General features: G+C 67.3%; 10 protein-coding genes. 7 read left to right on the forward strand and 3 right to left on the reverse strand.

Annotation, left to right across the window (positions count from 1 at the left end; all coding sequences use genetic code 11):
- Positions 1 to 113 precede the first annotated feature (113 nt).
- Together ACWEO2_RS15235 and nbtS are read left to right on the forward strand one after the other, a co-directional pair.
- Positions 114 to 878 (forward strand): DUF2127 domain-containing protein, encoded by a 765-nt coding sequence (locus tag ACWEO2_RS15235; protein ID WP_355181868.1) that lies wholly within the window; start codon positions 114 to 116, stop codon positions 876 to 878.
- Between the two features lie 103 nt (positions 879 to 981).
- A complete protein-coding gene (gene nbtS, locus ACWEO2_RS15240) occupies positions 982 to 2295 on the forward strand; it encodes a nocobactin biosynthesis salicylate synthase NbtS (RefSeq protein ID WP_452405835.1) in 1314 nt (437 codons plus the stop codon).
- Positions 2296 to 2413: 118 nt separating this feature from the next.
- Here the strand turns inward: nbtS and ACWEO2_RS15245 are convergent, their stop codons facing one another.
- Positions 2414 to 4033 (reverse strand): (2,3-dihydroxybenzoyl)adenylate synthase, encoded by a 1620-nt coding sequence (locus tag ACWEO2_RS15245; RefSeq protein WP_452405836.1) that lies wholly within the window; start codon positions 4031 to 4033, stop codon positions 2414 to 2416.
- A gap of 151 nt (positions 4034 to 4184) precedes the next feature.
- Here ACWEO2_RS15245 and ACWEO2_RS15250 point away from each other — a divergent pair, with 151 nt between their 5' ends.
- The 4 genes from ACWEO2_RS15250 (at position 4185) to ACWEO2_RS15265 (ending at position 10624) form a co-directional block, all read left to right on the forward strand.
- Positions 4185 to 7718: a non-ribosomal peptide synthetase gene (locus tag ACWEO2_RS15250; protein ID WP_452405837.1), complete on the forward strand. Its 3534-nt coding sequence runs from the start codon at positions 4185 to 4187 to the stop codon at positions 7716 to 7718.
- A 74-nt stretch (positions 7719 to 7792) separates the two neighbouring features.
- Positions 7793 to 8671 (forward strand): oxidoreductase, encoded by an 879-nt coding sequence (locus ACWEO2_RS15255; protein ID WP_452405838.1) that lies wholly within the window; start codon positions 7793 to 7795, stop codon positions 8669 to 8671.
- Positions 8672 to 8795: 124 nt separating this feature from the next.
- Positions 8796 to 9266 carry a carboxymuconolactone decarboxylase family protein gene (locus ACWEO2_RS15260; protein WP_355181878.1) on the forward strand — a complete coding sequence of 157 codons (471 nt, stop codon included), beginning with the start codon at positions 8796 to 8798 and terminating at the stop codon, positions 9264 to 9266.
- Positions 9267 to 9532: 266 nt separating this feature from the next.
- Positions 9533 to 10624 (forward strand): 3-deoxy-7-phosphoheptulonate synthase, encoded by a 1092-nt coding sequence (locus ACWEO2_RS15265; protein ID WP_452405839.1) that lies wholly within the window; start codon positions 9533 to 9535, stop codon positions 10622 to 10624.
- A gap of 175 nt (positions 10625 to 10799) precedes the next feature.
- On the opposite strand, the gene ACWEO2_RS15270 is transcribed toward ACWEO2_RS15265, so the two are convergent.
- A complete protein-coding gene (locus ACWEO2_RS15270) occupies positions 10800 to 11369 on the reverse strand; it encodes a GNAT family N-acetyltransferase (RefSeq protein ID WP_452405840.1) in 570 nt (189 codons plus the stop codon).
- Positions 11370 to 11475: 106 nt separating this feature from the next.
- Between ACWEO2_RS15270 and ACWEO2_RS15275 the strand changes: the two genes are divergently transcribed.
- The gene (locus ACWEO2_RS15275) at positions 11476 to 12396 is read left to right on the forward strand and encodes a sigma-70 family RNA polymerase sigma factor (protein WP_452405841.1); all 921 of its coding nucleotides are present in this window, start codon (positions 11476 to 11478) and stop codon (positions 12394 to 12396) included.
- 50 nt (positions 12397 to 12446) lie between these two features.
- On the opposite strand, the gene ACWEO2_RS15280 is transcribed toward ACWEO2_RS15275, so the two are convergent.
- On the reverse strand, positions 12447 to 12650 hold the full coding sequence (locus tag ACWEO2_RS15280; RefSeq protein ID WP_355181886.1) for a hypothetical protein: 204 nt from the start codon (positions 12648 to 12650) through the stop codon (positions 12447 to 12449).
- Between the last annotated feature and the right edge of the window lie 23 nt (positions 12651 to 12673).

Here is a 12673-nt window from a genome sequence, read left to right on the forward strand (position 1 = left end):
AGGGGATTCCGCGCAGGAACTCCGGCGGGCGAGTCGGCCGCGAGCCCGGTGAGCGGCGGCGGACACGATGGTTTCGATCGCTGCCGATGGTGATCATTAACTAGGCTGCGCGCATGGATTGGGCGTTACGCGCGTGCGGCTGGCACGGCCACTACACCTACGCGCCGGATGAGCAGGATCTGGCGGAGCGTCTGCATGTGCAGACCGTGGCGGGGGTTGCGTGGCGGTGTCTGCGCTGCGGCACCTTCGTACCGGGCGAACCGGTCGGCTCCGGGCCCGCCGATCATGCGCCGGAGGTGCCGCGCGGGCGACTGCTGCGCGACCGCTGGCTGATGCGGGCGCTGGCGATCGAGCGGGTGGTACGCGGATTGCTGTTGGTGGTGGCCGCGCTCGCCGTCTTCAAGTTCCGTTCCTCGCGCGAGACCATGCGGGCCGACTTCGAACGGGATCTGCCGCTGCTGCGGCCGCTGGCCGATCAGATCGGGTGGGATATCGACCGATCCAAGATCGTGCATCTGATCGATCAAGCGTTCTCGCTGTCGAATACGACGCTGCTGTGGGTGGGTATCGGCATCCTTTGCTACGCGGCGCTGCAGGCCATCGAGGCGGTCGGGCTGTGGCTGGTCAAGCGCTGGGGCGAATATTTCGCCGTCATCGCGACCAGCATCTTCCTGCCGTTGGAGATCTACGAATTGACCGAGAAGATCACCGTGCTGCGCATCGGCGCGCTGTTGATCAATATCGCCGCGGTGGTCTGGCTGGTCTACAGCAAGCGCCTGTTCGGCCTGCGCGGCGGCGGGGCGGCTTACCACGCGGAGCACAGTACGGAGAGTCTGTTGAGTGTCGAGCGTGCTGCGCTCGCGCTGCCTGCGGAGTAACGGTTTTCGCGGTCGTCGCTGCGGCCGTCGGGACGCTGGCGATCTAGAGAGGTAATGCTAACCTTACTTCTCAAAGTTAGGTCAGCATAACCTTGGAGGATCGTTGTCGACCACGGAGCGCTTGCGCGTTGAGTATGTGACCGATCCGGCGGCAGCGATGTCCCGGCTGGCGGCGGCCGAGCGCTTCGGCGAATACGTGGTGTACGAGCGGCTCGGCGAATGGGTATTCGCAGCCGACCCCCTGGGCGGCGTTGAACTCGACGCGAATGAATTGCGCGTGAGTTGGGACGGGCGCGTTACGGCCGGTGCGTGGGAGGGCAGTCCGGCCAGTGTCATCGACCGGGCACTCGGCATGCTGCCGCTGGGTGGGCGCCGGGCCTACGGCTGGATCGGATTCGAATTCTGCGCATGGGCATTGGATGCGACCGCACATCTGGATCCGCGAACGACGCTGGCCCATTTGATGATTCCGCGCATCGAGGTGCGGGTCGGCGCATTCGGCGTCCGGATCTCCGGTGCTACCCCCGCCGAGGCCAACGACATTCACGATCTCATTGCCGCCTCGCAGGACACCGAATTGCCGCGCGCGCAGCCGGTCGATGTGCGCCTGGATCCGACCGGATATCGCGACCGGGTCACCGAGGCGGTCGCGGAGATCCGTTCCGGCCGTTACCAGAAGGTCATTCTGTCCAGAAAGGTCGATCTGCCCTTCGCGGTCGACGTACCGGCCACCTACCGGCTCGGCCGTGCCAACAACACTCCCGCACGGTCGTTCCTGCTGCGCCTCGGTGGGCTGGAGGCGGCGGGATTCAGTCCGGAACTGGTCGCCGCCGTCGATGAGGATCGGGTGGTCACCACCGAGCCGCTCGCCGGAACCCGTGCCTTCGGCCTCGGTGCGGCGATCGATATGGCGGCTCGTGCGGACCTGGTCACCGATCCCAAAGAGATCGTGGAGCACGCGATTTCGGTCCAGACCTCCTTTGCCGAGATCACCGCGGTGGCCGATCCGGGCACGCCCGCGGTCTCCGATTTCATGGCGGTTCGCGAACGCGGCAGCGTGCAGCATCTGGCCTCCACCGTGCGGGGACGCCTCGCGGCGGACCGCACCAGTTGGGATGCGCTGGAAGTGCTTTTCCCGTCGGTCACCGCGTCCGGCATTCCGAAGCGGGCGGGCGTGGATTCGGTATTCCGACTCGACGGTGCGCCGCGCGGTCTGTACTCCGGTGCCGTCGTGACGGTTTCGCCGTCCGGTGCGCTGGAGGCCACGCTGGTGCTGCGCGCGGTCTATCAGACCACCGAGGGCGCCTGGCTGCGTGCGGGCGCTGGCATCGTCGGGCAGTCACGGCCGGACCGGGAATTCGAGGAGACCTGCGAAAAGCTGGGCAGTATCGCCCCCTATGTCGTCAAAGCGTCATAGCGGACCCATCAACTTCGGGGTGGGCTCCGAATATCTGCCGGGGCAACCCGGTTATCGGCGACATCCGGGTAGATCGGGGGCGGCGTAGGTCGGACTCACGCCGCCCCCGATCGTCCGATCAGGCGTGTCCGGCGCGCAGGGCCTTCTTATCGATCTTGCCGACGGCGGTGATCGGGAGCCGGTCGGCCCGGCGCACCAGGTCCGGCAGCTTGTAGGTGGCCAGACCGCGATCGGTCAGGAAGGACTTGAGCTGGGCCAGGGTCGGCATCTCGCCGTCGACGACCAGGACGGCGCATACCTTTTCGCCGAGTGCGGCATCGGGGAGGCCGACGGCGGCGGCATGGCGGACCGATGGATGGGCGAGCAGATGTTCCTCGAGTTCGTCGCAGGAGATGTTCTCGCCGCCGCGGTTGATGACGTCCTTGATGCGGCCGGAGACGATCAGGTGTCCGCTGGGGAGGCGGCGCACGAGGTCGCCGGAGCGGTAGTAGCCGTCGGCGGTGAAGGCGCGGGAATTGTGCTCGGGGGCGCGGTAGTAGCCACGGATCGTGTAGGGGCCCTTGGTGAGCAGTTCGCCCTCCTCGCCCGGGGCGACATCATTGCCGTCGGCATCCACGACGCGGATCTCATCGGCGGGGGAGAGCGGGCGGCCCTGGGTGGTGCAGACGAGCTCGGCGCTGTCGTCGAGGCGGGTGTAGTTGAGCAGGCCCTCGGCCATGCCGAATACCTGTTGCAGTTGTACGTCCAGCGCCGGTGCCACCTCGCGGGCATTCACTTCCGCGAGCCGGGCGCCGCCGACCTGGAGTAGTCGCAGTGAGCCGAGCTCGGCATCCTCCCATTCGGTTGCCGCGCACCAGAGTTGGGCCAGTGGCGGCACCACCGCGGTGACCGTGACCCGATGGCGGGCGATCGCGGCGAAGGCGCTCTCCGGACTCGGATCGGTCGTGAAGGCAACGGCCGCGCCGACCGCGACGGTGCCGAGAATGCCGGGACAGGCGAGCGGAAAGTTGTGTGCGGCGGGCAATGTCGCGAGGTATACGTCGTCCTCGGTGAGTCCGCAGATCTCCGCGCTCGCGGTGACGTTGTAGACGTAGTCGTCGTGGGTGCGTGCGATCAGTTTGGGCAGGCCGGTGGTGCCGCCGGAGACCAGCATCAGTGCGATATCACTCGGGTCGATGGTCGGCAGCGAGCCGCCGTCGCGGGGAATCGAATTCAGATCGGTGCAGCTGCCGGGGTCGCCGAGTACGAGAATGTGGCGCAGGGTGGGCACGGCCGCGCGGACGGTTTCGGCCAGTTCGCGGTAGTCGAAGTCGCCGAACCGGTCGGCAATGAGGTAGGCGACCGCCTCGGAAAGTCCGGCCAGATGTTCGATTTCGGCGCGACGGTGGGCGGGCAGGGTCAGTACCGGAATGATTCCGGCGCGCAGCAATCCGAACAGGACGGTCAGGAACTGCGGGACATTCGGCAGCTGTACAACCACGCGGTCGCCCGGCGCGATCCCGAGCGCGAGTAGACCGTGTGCCATCCGGTCGGCCTCGGCATCGACCCACGCGTAGCTGCGCGCGCTGTCCGCGTCCAGCAATGCGGTTCGGTTCGGATGCTGGGTCGCGGTCGTGCGCAACAGGTCGCCGAGCGGCCGGCCGGTCCAGTAACCGGCCGCGCGATATGCCTCGGCGTCGGCAGTCGGAAAGGGGACGTAGCCGTCGCGATGGGTGGGCCAGGTGGATGTCGAAGTCACGGTCTGCCTCACAGATGCCTGGTACTTGATCTACTGCCTGATGATCAGGTCTCCTAAGATAGGTTAGGCAACCCTATCTCAATGCGATAGGCTGCCGCCGAGCAGTCTCGATCCGCCGAATGCGGCGGCGACCAAGGAGTGACAGCGCCAGATGGAGCCAGCACAGCGACCGGGGGACGGGGCGAGGACGACGATCGGCCGGGAGGAAATCCGCGCCACGATCGCTGCGCAACTCGACGTAGCCGTCGAGACGATCGGCTTCGGCGACGATCTGATCCAGTTGGGGCTGGACTCCATCCGGACCATGAAACTGGCCGGGAGTTGGCGTAAGCGCGGTATCGACATCAACTTCGCGCTGTTGGCCGCGAACCCGACGGTGGACGGATGGCATGAATTGCTCGGCGGATCCAGTGGCGATAGTGCTCAGCCGGACCCGGAGGTATCGGATGCCGATGCGGTGGTCGATCGGGCCGACGACGATACCCCCTTCGCGCTCGCGCCGATGCAGCACGCGTACTGGATCGGGCGCTCCGAATCCCAGGAACTCGGCGGCGTCGCGGCGCACCTGTATGTCGAATTCGACGGTGCGGGAGTCGATCCCGCCCGGCTCGAGCAGGCCGTCGACGCGCTGGTGCTGCGGCATCCGATGCTGCGCACGCGATTCCTGCCCGACGGCACCCAGCAGACCATGGCTCGGCCGGGTCGCTCGGTGTGGACCTGCACCGATCTGTGTGAGCTGCCGTCGGATGCCGCCGAGCGCAGGCTGGAGTCATTGCGGGAGGCGAGAACTCATCAGCGGATGGCGGTCGAGGACGGCCAGGTCATCGATATCGCGCTGACATTGTTGGCGGACGGCCGGACCCGGCTACACCTCGATGTCGATATGCTCGCCGCCGATGCGATGAGCTACCGCATGCTGATCAGCGACCTGGCTCGGCTCTATCAGGGCGAATCGCTACCGCCGCAGACCTATACGTTCCGCCGCTACCTCGCGGAGCACCCGAGCGGTACCGGTGCCGAACATGAGCGGGACCGACAGTGGTGGCAGCAGCGGCTGCCCGAACTGCCCGGCGCGCCGGAACTGCCACAGGCGTCGAGGGTTTCGGGGGCCAGCCGTACCGTGCGGCACCACCGCTGGCTCGCGCCCGCGGCGAAGGCCCTGATATTCGAGGCCGCGCACGCTCGCGGCATCACCCCGGCCATGGCACTGGCATCGGTATTCGCCGAGACCATCGGCGGCTGGTCGGCGCAGCGTCGGTTCCTGCTCAATCTGCCGCTGTTCCATCGCGAACCGGTGCATCCGGAGGTCGACGGCGTGGTCGGCGACTTCACCTCGTCGGTATTGCTCGAGGTGGATGTGACCGAACCGGCGACCGTCACCGAACGGGCGCGGGCGCTACAGGCGAAGCTGCATGCGGCGGGTGCGCATACGGCGTACTCGGGACTGGAGGTGCTGCGCGACCTCGGGCGCCAGCGCGGTGAGCCGGTACTCGCGCCGATCGTCTACACCAGTGCGCTCAATCTCGGTGAACTGTTCGCCGATACCGTGACCGAGACCTTCGGCGATCCGGTCTGGATCATCTCGCAGGGTCCGCAGGTGCTGCTGGACGCGCAGATCACCGAGGTGCGCGGTGGGCTGCTGCTGAATTGGGATGTGCGCGAATCCGCCTTTCCCGCGGGCGTCATCGAGGCGATGTTCGCGCGCTATATCGATGCCATCCTGCGACTGGCCGGAGATATCGGGTCCGGTGAAATATCGTCGGCGGCCGGTTGGGATGCCGAGGCGGCGCTGCGGATTCCGCTGGAGCAGGCCGAAACCCGGGCCCGGGTCAATGCCACCGCCGGACCGGTCAGCGCAGGATTGCTGCACACCGGCTTCTTCGCCAATGCCGCGACGAATCCCGATGCGCCCGCGCTGATCTGGGAACCGGGCGGTGTCGTCTCCTACGGCAAACTCGCTGCCGAGGCGCTGTCGGTCGCCGGTGCGCTGCGCGATGCCGGTGTGCTGCCGGGTGATTCGGTCGCGGTTCAGCTGCCGAAGGGGCCCGATCAGGTGGTGGCGACCCTGGGTGTGCTTGCCGCGGGCGCGGTCTACGTACCGATCGGCTTCGACCAACCGGCCGCACGGCGCGCGGAGATTCTGCGCATCGGCGATGCGGTCGCCGCCGTGACGGTCGGCGACGAGCAGCTCCCGGAGGTCGGCACCGTCGCCTTGGCCGCCGCTCGGGCCTATCCGAAGCCGTTGGCGCGCCCCATCTTCGGTGATCCGGAAACCATCGCGTACATCCTGTTCACCTCCGGCTCGACCGGTAGGCCCAAGGGTGTGCAGGTCCCGCATCGTGCGGCCATGAACACCATCGACGACCTGAACGAACGCTTCGCGGTCGGCGCCACGGATCGCGTGCTCGCCCTCTCGGCACTGGAGTTCGACCTGTCGGTGTACGACATCTTCGGCCTGCTCAGCGCGGGCGGCGCGGTGGTCGCGGTGGACGATGCACAGCGCGGCGAACCGGCCGACTGGGTGGAACTGATTCGCCGCCACCAGGTTTCGGTGCTCAACTGCGTGCCGAGCCTGCTCGATATGTTGCTCACCGCCGCCGCGAGTGCGCCGCTCGGCTCGCTGCGCACCGTCATTCTCGGCGGCGACTGGGTCGATATCGCCCTGCCCGGTCGGCTCGCCGCGGTGGCGCCCGCCGCCCGCTTCGCCGGGCTGGGTGGTGCCACCGAGACCGCCATCCACTCCACCATCTGTGAGGTCGTCGACGGCGCGGTGGCCGCGGAATGGGCCGCCGTGCCCTACGGCACTCCGCTGCGCAATGTGCAGTGTCGCGTCGTCGGCCCGACCGGGCACGACTGCCCCGATTGGGTGACCGGTGAACTGTGGATCGGCGGCGATGGCGTCGCGGCGGGCTATCGCGGCGATCCGGAACGCAGCGCCGAACGCTTTGTGGTGCATGACGGCATGCGCTGGTACCGCACCGGCGATCTGGCCCGCTATCTGCCCGATGGCACACTGGAATTCCTCGGCCGTGCCGATCATCAGGTCCAGATCCGCGGCTACCGGGTGGAACTCGGTGAGGTCGAGAGCGCGCTGCGCCAGGTCCCCGGCGTCCGTCACGCCATTGCCGCCGTAGTCGGCCGCGCCGCGCCGAAACTTGTCGCCGCCCTTGTCCCCGAGGCGAATACCGAAGTGGTGCCGGAGTCCGTACTGGCGGCCGCGGCGGAGCTCCTGCCCGCCTACATGATTCCGACGCGATTGGAAATTCTCGCGGAATTGCCGCTGACCTCGAATGCCAAACCGGATCGCAAGGCCGTGCGCGCCGTGCTCGAACGCGCCGATGACACAGTCGAATTCGTCGTGTCGCGCACCGCTCTGGAACGCGCGCTCGCCGATATCGTCGGCACGGTCCTCGATCCGGCCCGGGTCGGGGCCACCGACGACTTCTTCGCCCTCGGCGGTGACTCCGTCCTGGCCACGGCGGTGATCGCCCGTGTCCGCGAGTGGCTGGACACACCGGAGGCGATCGTTGCCGATCTCTTCACCGCCCGCACCGTGGCGGGTCTGGCCGCGCGCCTGCTCGACCGCGAAGCCGACCGGGGTGCGACCGGAAGGCTGGAGCGGGTGGCCGGGATGTATCTGGAGGTGGCGGCGATGAGCGACGATGAGGTGCTCGCCCAGGTTTGACGGTTGTCCTACGCTGCGGCCCGGGCGGGTCGCAGCGGATGAGACTCGTCCCACACCGGACTAGACTCTCCCGTATGAGCAGGTGGGATCTGTCGAATATGCCCGATCAGAGCGGCCGGAAGATCATCGTCACCGGCGCCAACAGCGGGTTGGGGGCGGTGACCGCGCGTGCGCTCGCGGGGGGCGGTGCGCAGGTGATCTTGGCCTGTCGAAATGTGGCCAAGGGTGAGCATGTGGCCGGGGAGATCGGGCCGCTGGCCTCGGTGCGCAAACTCGATCTCGCGGATCTGGCCTCGGTGCGTGAGTTCGCCGATGGGGTGGACCAGGTCGATGTGCTGATCAATAACGCCGGGGTGATGGCGCTGCCGGAGCAGCGCACCGCCGACGGATTCGAAATGCAGGTCGGCACGAATCATCTCGGACACTTCGCGCTGACCGGTCTACTGCTGGACAAGATTTCGGATCGGGTGGTCACGGTGTCCAGCGGCGCGCACCGCCTCGGGAAGATCGATCTCGAGGACCTGAACTGGGACCGCCGCAAGTACCAGCGCTGGCCCGCCTATGGTCAGGCCAAACTGGCCAACCTGATGTTCGCCTACGAGCTGCAGCGCAGGCTCACCGCGGCGGGGTCGTCGAAGCTCTCGGTGGCCGCGCATCCCGGTTATGCCGCAACGGAGTTGCAGTCGCATACCGAGTCCATCCAGGACACGGTCATGACATGGGGGAACCGGCTGTTGGCGCAGAGCGCCGAAATGGGCGCGCTGCCAGAGATTTACGCGGCCACCGAATCGGTCGAGCCGGGCGCGTTCTACGGTCCGCTCGGCTGGGGTGGAATGCGTGGCTATCCGGGGCGCTGCGGTTCGAGTGCGGCATCCAAGGATGAGCAGGTTGCGCGCGAGCTCTGGGAGTTGTCGGAGAAGCTGACGGGAGTCACCTACAGCTTCGGCGAATGACCGCATCTCAGTCGGTCAATTCGGCGGGCGAGGCTATATGACTCACGTCACATGTAGTGATGTCACACCTCGCCGGGGCGCGTCGTCCTCTCTGTGAACCCATCCGAATGGAAAGGCACAGATCATGGAACAGCGCTTCAACCTCTACGCCAACCCGGTCGCCGGCAGCTTCGTCAAGCGCCTCACCACCGCCAGCAAGGTGATCGACGGATCCGAATTGCCCGCCGCCACCTATGAATTGGTCAAGATCCGCGCCAGCCAGATCAATGGCTGCGGCTACTGCACCGATATGCACACCAAGGACGCCGCGCACGCGGGCGAAACCTCCGTGCGGCTGAACCTGGTCGCCGCCTGGCATGAGGCCACTGTCTTCACCGATGCCGAGCGCGCCGCCCTCGCCCTCACCGAGGAGGCCACCCGCATCGGTGACGGCCGCAGCGTCAGCGATGAGACCTGGGCGCAGGTGCGCAAGCACTACGACGACGATCAGACCGCCGCTCTCATCGCGGCCATCGCGATGATCAATGCCTGGAACCGGATGAACGTGATCGTTCGCACTCCGGCGGGCGACTACCAGCCCGGCCAGTGGGGGTGAGCCGGCCCGGATCTGCCGCAATCCGGCTCGGGTGCAGCCGGCTGGGTGGCGGTGCCGAAAGTTGGCCCCGGCGTCACTGGGAGGTTGCACCTGGTACTGTCGGCGTCGTGCAGCGCGTGTATTTCTGGTTTAGCAACCCGGCCCTGGGTGGGCCGGTCTGCGGCAACCGCATGCGCTGACTGCACCTCCACCCCGAGCCGGATGAAGACCGGCTCGACGGGTTCGATATCCGTGGGTCGGCCTTGAAGTAAAGGAACCCACAAACGATGACTACCGCAGCCGAAATAGACGCGCGGCATTCCGATCTCGACGACCAACGCACCCTGAGTGTGAGCCCATTGCGCTCACCGGCCGAGGTGCGCATGGTCCACCCGATCACCGATCCCCTGGCGGATGTGGTCCGCGCCGGTCGCAGGGCCACCATCGATGTGCTCAACGGCGACGACGATCGCCTGATGGTGATCGTCGGGCCGTGTTCGGTACACGATCCCGTCGCCGCGCTGGACTACGCCCGCCGGCTGGCGGCCAAGGCGGCCGAGCTGAACGACCGGCTGCATGTGGTGATGCGGGTCTACTTCGAGAAGCCGCGCACCACCCTCGGCTGGAAGGGGCTGATCAACGATCCGCACCTGGACGGTTCGTTCGACGTCAATACCGGTCTCGGCATCGGCCGCAAGGTGCTGGTCGATATCACCGCGCTCGGCCTGCCGGTGGCCTGTGAATTCCTCGACCCGATCACCCCGCAGTACATCGCGGATCTGGTCTCCTACGGAGCCATCGGCGCGCGCACCGCGGCCAGCCAGGTACACCGCCAGCTGAGCAGCGCGCTGTCCATGCCGGTCGGCATCAAGAACGGCACCGACGGCGATGTGCAGGTGGCCGTCGACGGTGTCCGCGCCGCCGCGGCCAGCCACGTTTTCCCGGGCACCGATCTGGACGGCCGCTCGGCGCTGATCCGCACCACCGGCAATCCGGACTGTCACGTGATCCTGCGCGGCGGCAGCACCGGTCCGAACTACGATGCCGCCTCGGTCGCCGAGGCCTGCATCCGGCTGGAGAAGGCCGCGCTGCCGCAGCGGATCGTGGTCGATGCCAGCCACGGCAATAGCAATAAGGATCACAACAAGCAGGTCGATGTGGTCACCGATATCGCGGGCCGGTTGGCCGCGGGCGAATCGGGCGTGGTCGGGGTGATGTTGGAGAGCTTCCTCGTCGCGGGCCGCCAGGATCTGACCCTCGGTCACGCCGATGCGCTGACCTACGGCCAGTCCATCACCGATGCTTGCATCGATTGGGAGACCACGGCCGCCCAGCTCGACCGGCTCGCCGACGCGGTGCAGCTGCGCCGCGCTCGCTGAACTCGGCGTCCGCCCCGGTGAAAGCCGGGGCGCGCTACGGTTTTCGGCGTGGTCTGGCGACCACGCCGAGGATATCGCCGGAGCAGACGGTGTCGGCGTCGAAGCCCGCGGTGGCCAGATAGTCGATGAGGTGTCCCGGCGCCGGTTTGCGACTGGTGCGGGTGTGCCCGTCCGCTCAGATTCCGGGCGGCCAATCCGCGGCCGGGCCGGGCGGGTCCGTCGCCAGCCGCCCGGCCAGCCACATATCGCGGCGGACGCCACGCTGGACGCCGCCGAGCCGGGTCATGCCCTCGTAATGAAAGCCGTTGCGGCGCACGGCGGCGGCCGAGGCGTGGTTGCCGACGAAGGCGCGCCAGCCGATCCGGGCCAGCGCCAATCCGTCCGGGTGGAAGCCGAATTCGCAGACCAGCGCGATCGCGCGCGACATCACCCCGCGACTGCGCTGTGCGGACGCGAGCCAGAAGCCGATCTCCGAGGTCGACGCATCACGTTGGCCGAGGTTGATCATGCCGACGACCGGACCGTCGGCGCGCAGCCGGATCGCCCAGATCGGGCCGCGGGCGGCCCAGCCCGGCGTGACCATCTCGTTGAGGAAGGCCTCGGCATTCGCCCGGTGATACGGCACCGGAATCGTCACCCACTCGGCGATGGTGGGCTCCTGACAGCAATCGACGATGTCGTCGATATCGGCCTCGGTCGGCCGCGACAGCCAGACGGTGCCATCGGTGAGCGGGTGATCCTGCATTCGATCATCGTGTCATGCAACCCCCTGTCGGATCATGTGGATTTCGCATGACGGCCGGTCCATACCGCGATCAGGGGACGATCGCGCAGACCGTAGAATCGGACCGATGGTTTCCGCTCTGCTCGCCGATCTGTTCGAATCGCATCGAGCGCATCTGCTCTCGGTCGCATACCGGCTGACGGGCAGCGCGCGCGACGCCGAGGACGCCGTGCAGGAGAGTTGGCTGCGGCTGGCCGGTGCGCATCAGTCCGAGATCGAGGATCTGCGGGCCTGGCTGACCACGGTGGTCGGCCGGATCTGCCTGGACCACTTGCGCAGTGCCGCGGTGCGCAGGGAAAGCTATGTGGGCCAGTGGCTTCCGGAGCCGGTGGTAACCGGCATCTTGCCATCGAGTACACCCGACCCGCTGGAAGCGGTGGTGCGCAAGCAGGAATGCAGCCTCGCCGCCTTGGTGGTACTGGAAAGTCTGACACCGCCGCAGCGCGTGGCATTCGTACTGCACGACGGGCTTTCGGTGCCCTTCGGCGAGATCGCGGAAATCCTTGGTGTCTCGACGGAGGTGGCGCGCCAGCTGGCTGTGCGGGCGCGGAAATCCGTCGCGCAGGCCCCGCCGCCCACTCCGAATGCCGAGCACGAGGCCGCGGTGCGGAAGTTCTTGGATGCGCTGTCCGCCGGAGATATCGGCGCGGTAGCCGCGGCGCTGCACCCGGATTCGGTGCTGATCGGCGATGCCAACGGCACCACCTCCACCGCGGTCAATGTCATCGGCGGCGCGGACAAGATCGCCCGTTTCTTCCTCGGACTGGTGCGCAAGTACGGGTTGGACGGTTCAGCGGAGCCGACGCTCGAATACGAATTTGCCTCGGTCAATGGGCAATTGGGTTTGGTCGTGCATCGGGTCGGCCCGGGCTACGGGCGCCTCGAAGGTCCGGCTCGGGTCCTCGGATTCGCCGTTCGCGACGGATTGGTCTGCGGTGCCTACGATCTCGCGAATCCGGAGAAGCTGTCCAGGGTGCGCCTCGGTTGAGGCGGTGTCAGGCCGTGCCCTCATCGCCGGGCCTGACACCGCCGGTCGGGCTACGGCGTGGACGAACCCAGGAACCAGTTCCCGGTGGACGATCCGGTGCCGCTATTGCCGGTCGATGAGCCGCTGAACCAGTCGCCGGTGGAGGAGCCGAATCCGGAGATCAGTTCGTGTACGACATGTCGGACGAAACCCAGTACGGTTCCGGCGACCTCCGACGCGGCCGGATTCAGTACCAGGTCCAGATACGAGGCCATTAGCGCCCCTTTCGAGCTACCGC

The sequence above is a fragment of the Nocardia sp. NPDC004278 genome, assembly GCF_053602975.1.